Origin of the sequence: Mucilaginibacter sp. OK283 (genome assembly GCF_900110415.1) — a bacterium.
Taxonomy (GTDB): domain Bacteria; phylum Bacteroidota; class Bacteroidia; order Sphingobacteriales; family Sphingobacteriaceae; genus Mucilaginibacter.
Map to the genome: position 1 here is coordinate 790,447 of NZ_FODR01000001.1, position 15,416 is coordinate 805,862.

At 41.9% G+C, this 15,416-nt stretch carries 17 protein-coding genes; 11 read left to right on the top strand and 6 right to left on the bottom strand.

The features are described 5' to 3' along the window. Genes BMX56_RS03350 through BMX56_RS03360 form a run of 3 tightly spaced genes read left to right on the top strand, consistent with a single transcriptional unit; the run spans position 1 to position 3,355 of the window. Entirely contained in the window at positions 1-1,218 is a 1,218-nt protein-coding gene (locus BMX56_RS03350; RefSeq protein WP_090640745.1) for a DUF6786 family protein, read from the top strand. Between the two features lie 37 nt (positions 1,219-1,255). Next, complete coding sequence (gene fucP, locus BMX56_RS03355) at positions 1,256-2,533, top strand: L-fucose:H+ symporter permease (protein ID WP_090640748.1); 1,278 nt, start codon at positions 1,256-1,258, stop codon at positions 2,531-2,533. Positions 2,534-2,566: 33 nt separating this feature from the next. Continuing rightward, positions 2,567-3,355, top strand: coding sequence for an SDR family oxidoreductase (locus tag BMX56_RS03360; protein WP_090640754.1), 789 nt, complete (start codon positions 2,567-2,569; stop codon positions 3,353-3,355). A 95-nt stretch (positions 3,356-3,450) separates the two neighbouring features. On the opposite strand, the gene BMX56_RS03365 is transcribed toward BMX56_RS03360, so the two are convergent. Next, positions 3,451-4,458 carry an LLM class flavin-dependent oxidoreductase gene (locus BMX56_RS03365; protein WP_090640761.1) on the bottom strand — a complete coding sequence of 336 codons (1,008 nt, stop codon included), beginning with the start codon at positions 4,456-4,458 and terminating at the stop codon, positions 3,451-3,453. Between the two features lie 223 nt (positions 4,459-4,681). After that, positions 4,682-6,175 carry a hypothetical protein gene (locus BMX56_RS03370; RefSeq protein WP_090640764.1) on the bottom strand — a complete coding sequence of 498 codons (1,494 nt, stop codon included), beginning with the start codon at positions 6,173-6,175 and terminating at the stop codon, positions 4,682-4,684. Between the two features lie 133 nt (positions 6,176-6,308). On the opposite strand from BMX56_RS03370, the gene yiaA reads away from it, so the two are divergent. Further along, the gene (gene yiaA, locus BMX56_RS03375) at positions 6,309-6,779 is read left to right on the top strand and encodes an inner membrane protein YiaA (RefSeq protein WP_090640767.1); all 471 of its coding nucleotides are present in this window, start codon (positions 6,309-6,311) and stop codon (positions 6,777-6,779) included. Positions 6,780-7,461: 682 nt separating this feature from the next. On the opposite strand, the gene BMX56_RS03385 is transcribed toward yiaA, so the two are convergent. Then, a complete protein-coding gene (locus tag BMX56_RS03385; protein WP_090640773.1) occupies positions 7,462-7,869 on the bottom strand; it encodes an EthD family reductase in 408 nt (135 codons plus the stop codon). 464 nt (positions 7,870-8,333) lie between these two features. On the opposite strand from BMX56_RS03385, the gene BMX56_RS03390 reads away from it, so the two are divergent. Further along, positions 8,334-8,951 (top strand): DUF1579 family protein, encoded by a 618-nt coding sequence (locus BMX56_RS03390; RefSeq protein ID WP_090640776.1) that lies wholly within the window; start codon positions 8,334-8,336, stop codon positions 8,949-8,951. 353 nt (positions 8,952-9,304) lie between these two features. After that, positions 9,305-9,466, top strand: coding sequence for a hypothetical protein (locus tag BMX56_RS30015; RefSeq protein ID WP_177183699.1), 162 nt, complete (start codon positions 9,305-9,307; stop codon positions 9,464-9,466). 4 nt (positions 9,467-9,470) lie between these two features. Here the strand turns inward: BMX56_RS30015 and BMX56_RS03395 are convergent, their stop codons facing one another. Next, positions 9,471-9,986 (bottom strand): DUF2199 domain-containing protein, encoded by a 516-nt coding sequence (locus tag BMX56_RS03395; protein ID WP_090640778.1) that lies wholly within the window; start codon positions 9,984-9,986, stop codon positions 9,471-9,473. A gap of 393 nt (positions 9,987-10,379) precedes the next feature. On the opposite strand from BMX56_RS03395, the gene BMX56_RS03400 reads away from it, so the two are divergent. The 5 genes from BMX56_RS03400 to BMX56_RS03420 are packed head-to-tail and all read left to right on the top strand — an operon-like array spanning position 10,380 to position 13,320. Beyond that, positions 10,380-10,961, top strand: coding sequence for a hypothetical protein (locus BMX56_RS03400; protein ID WP_090640781.1), 582 nt, complete (start codon positions 10,380-10,382; stop codon positions 10,959-10,961). Next, a complete protein-coding gene (locus BMX56_RS03405) occupies positions 10,958-11,908 on the top strand; it encodes a caspase family protein (protein ID WP_090640784.1) in 951 nt (316 codons plus the stop codon). Before BMX56_RS03400 ends, BMX56_RS03405 begins: the two co-directional genes overlap by 4 nt. Before the next feature lies 1 nt (position 11,909). Then, positions 11,910-12,323 carry a TIR domain-containing protein gene (locus tag BMX56_RS03410; protein ID WP_090640786.1) on the top strand — a complete coding sequence of 138 codons (414 nt, stop codon included), beginning with the start codon at positions 11,910-11,912 and terminating at the stop codon, positions 12,321-12,323. Continuing rightward, on the top strand, positions 12,324-12,818 hold the full coding sequence (locus BMX56_RS03415) for a hypothetical protein (RefSeq protein ID WP_090640789.1): 495 nt from the start codon (positions 12,324-12,326) through the stop codon (positions 12,816-12,818). It abuts the gene before it with no gap. After that, positions 12,808-13,320, top strand: a complete 513-nt coding sequence (locus tag BMX56_RS03420; RefSeq protein ID WP_090640792.1) for a hypothetical protein — start codon at positions 12,808-12,810, stop codon at positions 13,318-13,320. Before BMX56_RS03415 ends, BMX56_RS03420 begins: the two co-directional genes overlap by 11 nt. Before the next feature lie 37 nt (positions 13,321-13,357). On the opposite strand, the gene BMX56_RS03425 is transcribed toward BMX56_RS03420, so the two are convergent. Together BMX56_RS03425 and BMX56_RS03430 are read right to left on the bottom strand one after the other, a co-directional pair. Further along, entirely contained in the window at positions 13,358-14,461 is a 1,104-nt protein-coding gene (locus tag BMX56_RS03425; protein ID WP_090640795.1) for a hypothetical protein, read from the bottom strand. Continuing rightward, the gene (locus tag BMX56_RS03430) at positions 14,458-15,012 is read right to left on the bottom strand and encodes a hypothetical protein (protein WP_090640798.1); all 555 of its coding nucleotides are present in this window, start codon (positions 15,010-15,012) and stop codon (positions 14,458-14,460) included. The genes BMX56_RS03425 and BMX56_RS03430 overlap by 4 nt, the downstream gene beginning before the upstream one ends. Positions 15,013-15,416 lie beyond the last annotated feature (404 nt).

Below are 15,416 nucleotides of genomic sequence, written 5' to 3' on the forward strand. Positions count from 1 at the left end.
ATGAGGAATTTGAAGATAGCTTATTTTATGCTGATAGCTGCAAGCCTTAATTCCTGCACCATGCGAATGCCGGATGCCTTACCCGGAGAATTTCGTTATGATCGTCTCTTTTTAGAAAAACACGATAAAGGCCTTATTCTTTTAACCACCAAAGATTTAAATGGTGCAATCATCGTATCGCCAAAATACCAGGCCAAGGTGTTTACATCAACAGCTGATGGGGTTACCTTCGGGAAAAGTTTTGGCTGGATAAAATACGAAACCTTCGACCTGAAACAAGCCGACCCGCACATGAACGCTTTTGGCGGCGAAGACAGGCTTTGGCTTGGCCCCGAGGGCGGCATGTTCTCGCTGTTCTTTAAACCGGGTACCAAAATGGAATTTGCTAACTGGCACACCCCGGCCGCGGTTGATAACGAAAGCTGGGAATTGGTTTCCTCATCGGATAAAAAGGTATCCATGAGTAAAACTACCCGGTTGCAAAACTACGCGGGAACTCAGCTGGATATCAAGCTCGACAGGGATATCGAGATCATGGAACCCGAAGTGATTAACCGGTTGCTGGGCATCAGCCCTGATTCTGCTATAAAACTGGTTGGCTTCAGCACCATAAACACCATTACCAACACAGGCAGCACAGCCTGGGACGAAACCACCGGCGCGCCCTGCCTATGGAACCTTGATATGTTTACCCCATCGCCCAAAACAGTTATAGTGGTGCCTTACGTAGATAACGCCACCGGTAAGGTTGCCACCACCAATTACTTTGGCGAGATTGCTAACGACCGCATCACCTACAACAAAGGCATCCTGTTGTTTAAAGCCGATGGCAAATCGCGCGGCAAGCTGGGCATCCCGCCAAACCGGGCCAAAAACATGGCCGGAAGCTATGATGGCAGTAACCGGGTGTTAACCATCACGGTTTTTGATATTGACAGCAGCGTCAAATACCTTAACCAGGAGTGGAAAACCGATGCCGCCCCCTTCAGCGGCGATGCCGTAAACGCCTATAACGATGGCCCGCTGGCAGATGGCAAACAGATGGGCCCTTTTTACGAAATTGAAAGTGTATCGCCCGCCGCGTTTTTAAAACCAGGTCAAAAATTAACACACAAGCACAGCGTATTCCACTTTACCGGAGACGAAAAAGCGCTTAACACCATCGCCCTGAAAACGCTGGGTGTTTCAATAAAAGATATTACACCAGCATTAAAATAAAAGCAACCCAATAAACCAATTATAACAAAAAACAACTATGTCGAAAAATAAAAATACGCTTGCTGTGGTCTTAATAACATCCCTGTTCTTTATCTGGGGTTTTGCGTTAAATCTTAACCCGATACTGATACCGCACTTAAAAAAAGCCTGCCAGCTAAGTGATCTGCAATCATCACTGGTAGATTCCGCGGCGTATTTTGCTTACTTTTTGTTGCCGATACCAGCTGCCCAGTTTATGAAACGTTATGGTTATAAAGGGGGCATCCTGTTTGGTTTAATCCTTTTTTCGGTTGGTGCATTCCTGTTTTTCCCGGCATCAATTGTGCGTAACTACGCGTTTTTCCTGGGGGCGTTGTTCATCATATTTTCGGGTGCTGCCTTTTTAGAAACCGCGGCCAATCCATACATCAGCGTATTAGGAGATCCGGAGAGTGCTACGCAACGTATAAACTTTGCACAAACGTTTAACGGCCTTGCAGCGGTATTGGCATCTTATTTAGGAGGCAAGGCTATACTATCGGGCAAAGTGCTTACGCCCGACCAGGAGAAGGCCATGTCATCACTTCAACTGAATAACTATTTAAATAAAGAGGCTTCATCTGTACAATTGCCCTTTCTGATCATCGCAGTTACAGTGCTTATAGTGGCTATCTTGTTATGGCGTACGCATTTGCCCGAAATTGTTGAAGAAGGCGAAGGCCTGCCACAGCACGAAGACCGCACTTTTTTGGAGCGTATTGCCGACTTATTGAACGAAAAAGGTTTAAGGTTTGGGGTAGTAGCGCAATTTTTTTATGTAGGCGGGCAGGCCTGTGTAGGAAGTTTTCTAATCCGTTTTTCTGAAAGAGTAGCGGGCGTAGATGAGGCAGCGGCCAATAATTACCTTACTATGGCCCTTTTTGCATTTCTGGCAGGCCGGTTTATTGGCACTTTCCTGATGACATTTATCAACCCGGTAAAACTGCTGGCTATTTATGGTATCACCAATGTGGCACTTATTGTGCTTTCGGTGTTTTTACACGGTAAGTTCCCGGTTTACGCGTTAATTGGGGTAGAGTTTTTTATGTCCATCATGTTCCCTACTATATTCTCGTTAAGTATCCGCGGATTGGGGGCCAAAACCAAAGAGGGTTCATCACTGGTGATCATGGCTATAGTAGGCGGTGCTATTTTCCCGCCGATAATGGGCAAATTATCTGATATGACCAATATCCAGATTGCGTACCTGGTACCGGCGGCCTGCTTTTTGTTTGTTTTTTACTTTGCCATGCGCAATTTAAAAGTGAAAGAAGTGAAACTTACCGTATCCCACTAACAATAAAAATTTTACAACGAATACCCATATACCATGAATTTACAACTCACAGATAAAGTAATTATAGTAACAGGCGGCGCAAAAGGTATAGGCGAGGGCATTGTGAAAGTTTTGGCTGCCGAGGGCGCCATTCCGGTTATTATAGGCCGCAGCGAGGCGGATAACCTTAAAGTGGTTCATGAAATTGAAGCCGCCGGTGGCAGGGCATTTCAGGCTGCCGCCGAACTTACCGATCCTAAGGCTAACCAAAATGCCATTGATGCAACCATAGATAAATATGGTCGTATAGATGGCCTGGTAAATAACGCCGGCGTAAATGATGGTGTAGGCCTGGAAGATGGCAACTACGAAGCCTTCATAGCATCGCTGCATAAAAATGTGGTACACTATTACCTGATGGCCCATTATGCCCTACCCGAACTCATCAAATCCAAAGGTGCTATCGTCAATATCACCTCCAAAACTGCCGACACCGGACAGGGTCATACCTCGGGATACGCCGCGGCAAACGGCGGGCGTAACGCTTTAACCCGCGAATGGGCTGTGGAGCTGTTGAAATATGGCATCCGTGTAAACGCCGTTGTGGTGGCCGAGTGCTGGACCCCATTGTACGAAACCTGGCTAAACAAAATGGCCGACCCGGAAGCCAAACTACAAGAAATTCAATCAAAAATCCCCCTGGGTAACCGCATGACCACCGCCGAGGAACTGGCCAACACCACTGCCTTCCTGCTCTCGCCCGTATCCAGCCACACCACCGGCCAACTGGTATACGTCGACGGCGGGTACACGCATTTGGATAGGGCGCTCGCTAACGCTTAAGGGAAGAATCAAGAGTTAAGATATTTTGCCCGTCAAGCCGGTCCCTTCGATAACGGGCCGGCTTGACTTTTTCTTTCCCACTCACAACTCACTACTCACCCCTTCACCACCTCCGCAAATAGCTTATACGATTTCAGCTTCGCTCCATGATCGTAAATATGCGATGTTGCCATAATCTCATCTATCCCGTTTTGTTCCACAAAATCGGTTAGCATGGCGGTAATTTTTTGCCTGTTGCCTATGAACGAGTAGGCCAGCATCTGCATCACGGCTTCTTCTTCAAACACGTTCCAGATGTGGGCCATACTTTCAACCGGGGGTTGTAGCAGGCGGCGTTTGCCGGTAACAATGCCCATAAACATTTGCTTTACGCTGCTGGCCAGGTATTCGGCTTCCTCGTCGGTATCGGCGGCTACTACGTTTACGCAGGCCATTACGTAGGGCTGCTGCAATACTGCCGATGGTTTAAAATTATCGCGGTATATTTTAATGGCCTCCTTAAAGTAAGCAGGCGCAAAGTGACTGGCGAAGGCATAGGGCAAACCCTTGGCCGCGGCAAGCCTGGCGCTATCCGTGCTCGAACCTAATATCCATATTGGTATATCCAGCCCCTCGCCTGGGATAGCGCGGACTTTGGCGTCGGCATTATCGGCCGAAAAATATTTTTGCAACGCCTCCACATCCCGGGGGAAGTAAAACGACGCGTTCATATTATCGCCCCTGATGGCCGCGGCGGTAACCTGGTCGGTGCCGGGCGCGCGGCCAAGGCCAAGGTCAATCCGGTTGGGGTAAAGGGTGGCCAGGGTGCCAAACTGCTCGGCAACTACCAGCGGCGAATGATTCGGCAGCATAATGCCGCCCGAACCCACGCGGATGGCCTGCGTATTGCCCGCCACATAACCAATCAATAACGACGTGGCCGAACTGGCCACACTAATCATATTATGATGCTCGGCAAACCAGTAACGGGTATAGCCCAGCTGCTCGGCCTGCCGCGCGTTTTGCAGGCTGTTATGGTAAGTATCGGCAATGGGGTGCCCCTCAACTACCGTAGCCAAATCCAGTACCGAATAAGCCAGCTTATCCAATGTTTTTAAACTCATATCACAAATTTAAACCTAAACCAGGCAGGTATGCGAAACGGCACGACAGATATGACTTTGGCTAAACAATAGCCTCCTCATGACCACCATGGAAGGGAGACATCCGGGAGCCCCGAAATTGAGATGGGCCTTGCATGATAAAATTTTGCGAAATTCTGACTGGGCGGGGACGTATACCGCATGGCTACGATTCGACGCACCACGCTCAGAGATATTATTGCGCTTAGTTATTATCCTGTACCAGCGTCAGCGCCACTTCGTAAGCTGTTTTTTTCTCGCGCCGTGCTATCAGCCAGGCTATAAAGCTTAGCGTGAAAATGTCGTTATTTTCTGGCTTATCAAGCAGGTTTAAAGCCTGGTCACGGTACGTGGTTTCAAAAACCACATCAGGCTTTTGCAGGTATTTTTCTACCAACTTCAGGAATATCAGTACCCGCTCCTCCGAAGTTTTTAACAGGTACTTCCTATACCGCCGCCTGAAGCTGTTTAGCCGCGACATAGCAACGTCGATATTGGAGAACTGCGCGTGCACCAAAATTTCCATCAGGTTTTTGCGGATGGTCCATAACATGCCCATCTTTTTTTCGTACCAGGCATCGGTTCGGGTAAGTAACATGAGTTGTTTTAAGCTCTGCTGGTTGTTGCACAGGGCCAAAAACATGGCCAGACATATGCGTACATCTTCTATGTCTTCCGGTTTGCTCCTGTTGTTGGTTTTGGCAAGCGATTCCTGTAGTATCCCTATGGCATCGTTGGCAAAGCCTGTAAAAAACAGGTTAAGGCCACGGAGTAACTGGTAACGTAAATAAAACACCGCATAGTAACGGCTATCCGTTTCCATCAGATCCATCTTTTCTTTTAACCAGGATGCGCTCCTGGCAAAATCCTTTTGCCGCAGGTGAAAGTTGGCCAAAAAGTACAGGATAGAGATATGATAAAACAGGTACGACTGCTTTTTACCCGCCTGGCCCTGCATAAACTCATCCGTGCGTTTAACGTAGCGCTCTATCAGTCCATAATTTTGCTGTATAGCCGCGTATTCATTGGCAATGAAAAGGATCTGGTAGATCGATTTATAGGTCATCAGGTCCTGGGCCGAGATTTTGTATTTCCTGATGGTGGTGATCACCAGGCTGGTCAAATTCACTATCTTCCCTTGCAGGTGTATCGCCTGTAGTTCCTGCCTCAAAAAAGCATAGGCTATGTTTAGCTTAGCCTCGCGTTGCATGTGTAATTGGTTCTGCATAAAGCGCGCGGTGAGGGCATCCAGGTCTTCGGCCCCCTCCAGATGGGCATACTGCAGCTTCAACAGCAAAAGCTCGTTCAATAAATTAAACTGCTCCAAATGGCTGGCCAGTTTTTCGGCCTTGTCCAAACATTTAAAGGCTACCTTAACCACATCATTCTCTAACAGAAAACGCCCTACCACCACCAGGCGCAAGGCGTCGTAAGTTTCGGCGTGGCTGCTTTCGAAGGTTTTTTGCGATAAAAACAGCAGCAAATTATCCTGCAATCTTTTGCGTAATGCATGGTAAGCATCCTTATTTTTTCCGGGCTTGTATAGTTTATTTATGCCAGCTATATCGTCAGTTTCTATTAAATAAAGTAGGGCCAGGTTTTTTACGTCATCCCTTTTGTTTTTGCGCTGTAAAAACTGCCTGAAAAGTGCTTTATCAGTATTATTGAGCAGGTTAACTAACTCCGATAGTGAGTCCATATCAATGTGTTAATGCGCATAAAGGTACATTAATTACCAAATTACATCGTCAGTAATTTACATAATATGATTTTAGCCGGCCGGTTTTACATCGCACATTTGCTTCCATATTAACAACTAAAACAAAACAAACATGGAACCGCTACAAAACAAAACAGACGAAAATTCAGCCTTTGGAAAATATGGCGACAAGATTAAAAGAAACCCGTTTAAACCCACTGCCGCCTTTATAGGGGCCTCGTGGTTTGCCTTATTGGTGGGCGTAATAGGTTACTGCGTTGGCTTATGGAACGCCACTATACAGCTGAACGAAAAAGGCTATTACTTCACCATTTTATTATTTGGCTTATTCGCCGTTATCTCGGTACAAAAAAGCGTAAGGGACAGATCCGAAGGGTTGGCCGTTACCGACCTATACTACGGCCTCAGCTGGTTTGCCACCATCGCGGCAATGGTTTTATTAACCATCGGCCTGTGGAATGCAGATATCACCCGAAGCGAGAAAGGTTTCTACGCCATGGCATTTTGCCTCAGCATGTTCTCGGCCATTGCCGTCCAAAAAAACACCCGCGACGCCAAACTGATAGACGATAAAGAACTGTAACGTAGCGGTTACCACCCCGCAGCGCCCTTGTTTAACAAGGCCTGCGGGGTTTTTAAATGAATTTAATATCGAACACCGAATATCCAATTTCGAATAATGAATTATAAAATCTCGGTGTTGGACATTCGATATTCAGTGTTCGATATTGTTTTTCACTTTGTCCCCCCTTCAAAATCTTGCTACTTGATACTAAAAAGTGCTGAAGGAAAATATTTCCATATTAAAAATCTTGATACTTGATACTAAAAGGGGCAATACCTGCGGTCCGGGCTATGCGTTCATACGCCTGCAGGCATTACGCGCGGGGCCGGTACCCACTTCTATCCCTATTGCGGAGGAGGGCACAAGCGGTCCTTCCGAGTGCAGCCGCACAACACTACGTCAAAGGGCGAATGGGTTTAATTGCGGGTGTGTGTACCGGTACGGATTGAAACAGGGTGACACGCCCTGGTACGGGGTGGTACGCCCTGAAACGGGGTGGTACAGGGTGGTACACTACCAATGGTTAATTTTTTTAATCCGGGCAAAATTTCGAATTGAGCCGGGCCGGCATTATCACCGCACGCCCTCCGGTTGGCCCTCGCAGAAGCCGGGTATTATATAAATTTGCAACTAAAGCATATGTAAAACTCAAGCTTTGGCTGTTGTGGTGATAACACCGGCCGGAAGCTAAATGGTATGTTTACTTTATCACCTCACTTACCAAAATAACGGGAGTGATATTGGTATAATTTGGAAAATCGGCACGAATGGCATCTCTGTTTGGCGCGATAGCGGCTTGATAGTCGCTCAGGCTTTTTATATAAAATGTGCCAATAGCCATAAAAGGCAGCGGTTGGTTTGGGATACCACTGGCCATCCCTTTTTCGATGGTGTATTTAACCAAATTCGATCCTAAAAACCGCGCTACCATTGGCATGTGCTTAGTTTCATAATACTCCATATTAAAGGTTTTACCTTCGGCATAAGGGTACATCACAGATACTTTAATTAAACCTTTTTCAACAATAGTTACGTTCTGCTTGTCCTGGCTAAACACGGTAAAAGAAATGGTTAAAAGCAGGACTGATAAAATTAGCCTTATTTTCATAATTGGTTTATTTAACTGAAGGAGTTCAATTTAACATACAAATATTAAAATATAGCATTGATTCACAAAACGTTATACCGGTTAAAATTTAAGGTTTTTATACCATCGTTCTTCCGCGCCGTTGTTGGAGTTGTTTTCAACAAACCCGGTCGCGGCTTATGCTGCCGACTATCTTTACAGCATTACCAGTAATTACGAGGAAAAAGGTGGTATTTTGATGCAAGTTGAGTGCTGTTACTAAATAGAAGAATTTCAATAAAAGTCAAAAGTAATTCTCCCACAAACAGCCGCAACACTGCCAAAAGTGGGAGGTTATGGCGGCTCGCGTGTGCCCAAGGCTGGTTCAACATCCGGCTTCAAGTTTGCTAATGCAACAAATACTAAAGTATTTGCAACGCATGCATAAGGCAAACCGGTTAATAATTGCCTTTTTTTGAGGTGTACTTATAAACATATAAAATCCTATGAAAAAAACAATTCGGCCAAACACGGCCATCAGGATATGCCTGGCCACTCTTATTTATACAACTGTTAATTTCGCGACTTATGCCCAGGCCCCGAAACAGCCGGACACCATGACCCAATTGCTTGATTATTCGCGGCCGGGAAATGCCCATGCGCAATTAGAAAAACTGGCAGGCACCTGGTTATTCCAGGACGCTAAGCTGGCTTTTGTAAAGGGTACCCTTGTGCGCAAAGTTATTTACAACGGGCGATTTTACACCGTTGAAATGACGGGGGGAAAATTGCCGCTACCGGTTGCAGATGGCAAAATGAAAGAAGATTTTTATCAAAGCATGCAAATTGAAGGTTTTGACAATCCAAAAAAGAAATATATCACCACCTCTATCAACAACCATATCGGCAGCGACATTCAAATGCAAACGGGAACTTTTGATGCGGCTAAGCAGGCCTTTACTTACGATTGGGAGGACGAACTGATTCCTGGACAGGCTCAAAAAAACCGCCGGATTTTAACCATCATAGATGCTAATCACTATAAAGAAGAGTTCTATGAAATGCATGGCAATGATTTTGTTAAGGTAAGGGAACTGGATTATACTAAAACTGCCGGTCAATAATCAAATGCCATGGATTACCTGAATTTTTAAGCCCTGAAGCAATGTGATTAAACAATCCTTGGCGCAAGTGTTGTGCGGCTGCATGCGGGAGGATCACTTGTGACTTTTGTAAGCCATGCAAATTGCACGCAAAAGGTCAGCTACGGTACCTGCCCCAGCACAATACATGTACTTAAAAATTGAATTTGGTTGTTGCTTTCAGCCTGTGTTCAGCCTGTTATCACCGCACCACTTCCAGTTGGCCTCACGGAAGCCCGGTATTATATAGATTTGCAACTAAAGCATATGTAAATACAAGCTTTTGCTGGTGCGGTGATAACACCTGGCGGAGGCTAAATCTTGATTATTGCCTCTTGATTCTTTTCCCGGGCAATACCTGCGGTCCGGGCTATGCGTTCATACGCCTGCAGGCATTAAGCGCGAGGGCCGGTACCACTTCTATCCCTATTGCGGACGAGGGGGTGTACCAAATCATACGTGATCCGCCCGCGAGCAGCCGCACAACACTGGGCTAAGATGTTAATGCTGCCAATCTTTCAAAATAGCCTGCACTTTTTCAACCGCTTCATGTAACGTTATCCCATTTAGCTGATCAGTACGCAAGGGATGATTTTCTTCAACCACCATAATATCCGGCGTGAATCCCACATTGTTTTCGCACGCCAAGGCTTTAACGCCTAAGGTATTATCATAGGTAGGCACTATATTATGCAAAAAACCAAAATAAGGGTCCTGCTTTAATCTTTCTGGATCATTCCAAAGCGTATTTCGGATTTCGAAATTTTCTTTGGTGATGGTTAGCCAAACGTTAAATATTAAATCTTTGGGGTGATCATTTATAGGGATCATCAATTCACCCTTGTGGAAATAGTAATTATCAATAACACAAAGGTTCTCCGTCATCTCAACTCGTTCCTTTACTTCATTTTCGGGCACGTTGAAATAATATGCGGGATAGTCGCTATCAAAGCACAATGGAATTTCACTGTACACCTTGCCGCAGCATGAACATGTAAATTGAGTAGAGCTTAACATAGAAATTCTAAAATACGATTTGGTTTGTAGATTAACAAAAGTCACATTGATCCTCCCTCATGCTACAGCACGCCAAGTATACGCCATGCCTTTAGGACAATCAACTACGCAACTTGTTAACCTCAATCTTTTAATATTACTCTTTCGCCCCGCTTAAAATACAAATCCCGGATATATTATAACATCTGGGATTTGCGTGGCGTATACTTAGCATGGTGTTTACCTGTCAGCGGGCACACAAGCTTGGAGGCTTGCGGCAGCGCAAAAAGTTCTTGCGGGAGCGGGGCTGAAAATTACGCGTGCGCCAGCTTGGGCTTTATTAGTCTACAAAAAATTAATAAAATATATCTTAAAAGTATTTATATTTGAATAACCTATAAACTTATCGAACACATGGCATTATTTACTGAAACTTACCTCAAGAACTTAGCGCAGACCCAACCGATTAATGAGAGCACTAGGATGATGTCTGAAAGCAAACAGAAAAATTCATTTGATATCTTTCTATCACATTGTTATTTAGATAAAACCGCTGTTAAGGGTTTGTACATCGAGTTAACAAGACTTGGGTTTTCGGTTTACGTTGATTGGATTGTTGACTCACATTTAGATCGTAATAATGTAACCAAGGAAACAGCCAAAATTATTCAGTCAAGATTAAAATCGTCAAAATCACTTTTATTAGCAACTTCGGAAAACGCCGATTTGTCAAAGTGGATGCCTTGGGAATTAGGTTATGTGGATGGTCACACGCAACTTTGTGCGTTAGTCCCAGTTACAAATTTATCAATAACTAAGCGTACTTTTGAAAGAAGGGAATTTTTACTACTTTATCCTTACATAAAAAGAGCACAAAGTACAAATTCTAGAGAACGACTCTGGGTGGTTGAAAATGCCACTAATTACGTAGTTTTTGAAGATTGGATGAACAATATCCGCCCATTTTTTCGAGACATAAATATTGATGGACTATGAGAAAAGCTTTATTAATTGGCATCGATGATTATAGTTTCAGCCCTCTTGTTGGCTGCATTAGAGATGTAGAAAAATTGTCTATGTTACTTTCACGGGATTTTGATGAAACGCCAAATTTCACCTGTAAAAAGCTAATCTCCTCTGAAGTTGAGATTGACATACTAACATTAAAAGAAGCTATAGTTGAATTATTTGAAAATAAAACTGAGGTTGCTTTATTTTATTTTTCAGGTCACGGATCTGAAAAAGATAAATACGAAAATGCCTGTCTAGTAACACAAGACGCCGCGGCCGCAAACTCGGGAGTAGATTTAGATTTTTTACTTAAGACTGCGAGCGAATCTGCGGCGACGGAGGTAGTAATAATTTTGGACTGTTGCTTTAGCGGTTCATTAGGGAATCCATCATTTTTAGAAAAGATGTCACATTTGCGAGAGGGCATATCGATATTGACGTCAAGTCATGAGAATCAAGTATCAATGGCGGGTGTTAACGGCAGTGTTTTCACAGACATGGTTTGCAACGCATTAGAAGGGGGCTCTGCTGATACAATAGGGCTAGTAACTGTTGCAGGGATTTATAGTTATGCTGATAAATTATTGGGGCCTTGGGACCAACGGCCAATATTTAAATGTAATTTATCTAAGATGATGTCTCTACGTCGCTGTAAACCTATAATCCCACTTCATACCCTTCGCCAATTGCCAATTTATTTTAATAATCAAGATGATATTTACAAATTAGATCCTTCTTATGAGCCAGATGCTGATCCGCGTGGGCATGATAACGAAAAAATATTTGAGGATTTACAAAGATTTAATCGAGGCAGTTTATTGCATCCAGTTGATTCTGAGCATATGTATTATGCCGCGATTAATAGTAAGTCATGTATTTTAACCCCATTGGGAAAATACTACTGGCAACTAACAAAAGAAGGGAAAATTTAAAATGGCAAACCCAAGAGCATTTATAAGTTTTGATTTTGACCACGATGAAGGTAGCCGCAGATATTTTGTCGGTCAATCTATTAACTCAACAACGCCATTTAACATTGAAGATTGGTCTTCAAAGAGCGTACTTCCTGAGCCTCTGTGGGAAATGATGTTAGAAGAGAAGATAAAAAAATGTCATTTGGTAATAGTTTTGATAGGAAGGTTTATGTCCTCGGCTAGAGGTGTCCAGAAAGAAATTAGAATGGCTGAACGTAATAATATACCCATCTTTGGAATTTACGTAGATGGAGCTGGTTTAAATTCTAATCTTCCGTTAGGATTATCTCGCACTAGAGTGACACCTTGGTCATGGATACCTATAGCTAACCAAATTGAGAAGTGTATGACTGAAGGTAAAAATCGATTATAAATGATTATTGTAGGAATTTCTGGACATCAAAACTTAAGCAAATTCGATATAAATTGGATAAATAAAGAATTACTCATTACAATCAATAAATTACCTATTGCGCTGGGAATGTCGAGTTTAGCTATAGGGAGTGATCAATTATTCGCAGAATTAATAATTGAAAAAAAAATTCCGTTAAATATTATAATACCGTGTACGAACTATGAAAAAACATTTACAAGTTCCCGCGATTTAGAAAAATATAAACTATTACTCGGAAAGGCCGCACAACAATTTAAATTAGATTACAATGAGCCAACTGAACAAGCCTTTTATGCCGCAGGCAAATCGATTGTTAAAACATCAAATTTATTAATAACCATTTGGGATGGTCTTAAAGCTAAAGGCTTAGGCGGAACGGGCGATATCGTTGAATATGCACTTGAACGAAGGTTGAGTGTAATTCATCTAAATCCTTTAACAAAGTTAACTACTTATCATAATTATGCCGATTGATATATTTATTTCGCATCCGACTCCATATAATAGCCATCAAGAAAAGTTTCTCCATTTGTTAGAAGCATATCTTCAGTCTTACGATTTAAATCCTATTAATTTAGGTAAAGAAAACTGGAGTCATAAAAGCCCGTTGCTGCCTATCAAAGAATTAATTAACAAATGCCAAGCTGCTGTAATAGTGGGTATGGAACGCTATCACTCATACATCGGATATGAATACGAATTTTCCAAAAGAAAAACAGAATTCGTACATCGATATACGTCAACAGCTTGGATACAGATAGAGGCGGGAATGGCCTATCAAAAGGGCCTTCCTTTATTGATTCTTAAAGAAAGAGAATTGGTAAAAGAAGGAATTCTAGACCCTTTAAACAGTGAGTTTTTCGTTTTTGATTTTAACATTAACGAAGTTCAAAAACAACTACCAGAAAACATGCAAAAGGTTATTGACAACTGGATGAGGTCGTTCAACTCTTGTAGCCACGGTTCGCCTAAGTGACTAACTTTCTGATCGTCCTTAAAAAGGGTTAGACTGTCTACTTTTTCTCTTTGGATTGCCTTATTCGATCTATATGCGACGCAATTTCACTTAAAATAACATCCGCATTATTAGCATTTAACCCAAACCTACTAATAAATTCGTTATAATTACTAATGGTTTCTAATAGTTGCTTGAAGTCGATAAGCACAGATAAACTTTCAGCGGATAGAGAATGTCGTTCGATTAACTTTTTAAAAAAGTGTAATGAACCAGAACCATGTGAGTAATTTCTCGATATTACTTGAGAAATGGATGATAGTCTTTCAAGTTTGTCTTTGGATCGATCATTATCAAACCAGAGATTGTTCCATGTATCATTATCTATACTATATCTAATGTTAGAATAAGTGCTATATACGTCAAAATGACTCCATTTGTCGATATGTTTATAGTCATAAGGTTTTTTATGACTTATTACTAATTGGTTTGACATCCACCTTTTAACAGAATTCAAGATGTCTCCATTGTCTTTAGTGACACTTTTTTTATTTTCAAATAGTTCTGATATACTTTGTAATAGGTAAACTTCATTTTTGTGTGAAGACCAATGTGAAAACGTTTTTTTTATAAATGGATCTGCATCAATGATAAAAAATAATGTATGAAAATAACATAGTGCACCAATCTGGAAGTCTTTTCGATGCTTTATATTCTGTACTGGATCATGATTAATATGTTCTGATAGAACTATCCAATTTCTTAAATCATTAGCCGTTCTTAAATAGTGGGAGTAAATATGAGACCTTGAAAAAATAAGCAGATCAATCAAATAGTTTTTGATATCATCTTCGAAATAAAAGTTATCAACCATATCATTGATTATATCTTTTTCTATTCCGAGTGAGGAAATAAAATCTTTACCTTTATCTGTAGAATATAAGCTATTTTTACCAAATACGATATACCGATTTTGATAAAGACGAAGTAATATCTGTGATAATTCATGCTTTTTTAAACCTGTTTCTTCAACAATCTCCTCTTCATTAGTGACTCCAGTTCTTTCAATCCAGGCAAGTATGGAGGGTGTTGCTTCATCGTTCAAACATGACGATGCATATTCTCGTAATATAATCCATTGATCCATATCCGTGTCTTTCATATGCGTCCCTTGAATATGTATTTTATTTCCCTAATCCGCTGAATATGATTGAGAATTTCAGATTTAATAATGGGAAGTTCAGCATAGCCATCATAATATATTGCTTCAAATGTCAAAACAGAACAAACTGCACTGATGCTTTGATTGCTATAACCATCCATTAATTGTTTATTTAAGCAAACTAATAACTTAGTATTAACTCGCCAATCATGTGCAAAGTCATGAAGTTCGCCAATCGCTCCCGGAGTACTTGGCAATGATACCACTACATCAAATTGTCCAGCATGAACGAGTTGTTGTACGCGTAAAGATGCTGTCAATTTAAAGTCAACAATTTCTTCGCCAAACATGGCGAGATGTCCTTCTTCTCGAAGTTCATTACGCAAATCTATTCTAAGTCTTCCTACCTCATGAGTATCGTCTGGATAAGGCCCCCATAACAACACACTTACAGGAATCTCTGAAACATGACTTAATTCTTGACTAATCTTTGGACGGATTTGATCGAACAATTTTTGCGCCTGCGGTTTTAATGGTTTAGAAGGATACATCTATAGAAAATTACTATTGCATTCAAATGTAAAGAGCAAAGTCTTTATAATGAGCGATGTCGCAATGTAGCGAAAATACAGTCATACGAAAATAGTTGACAAGAATTAATAAAATAAAAGGTGTATTTTAACAAAAATCTGTTAATCAAGGTAAAAGTATTCGTTGATTTAATGGTAGTATGCTCGATAATTAAATATTTATTGACTATTTGGAGAGTAATTAATATAATAGTTGTTAAGTTACTGATTTAATTTTAGCGAAGTGGTGAGGAAAAACAGGTTCTGTTTTTCGTTAGCCGATTGCAATTCTGTCCCAGATACCCGCATGCTAATTATCCTAATATGCAAATCCCGGATGTTAATTGTATCCGGGATCTGGTAATATAAATAGGAAAAAGGGTAAC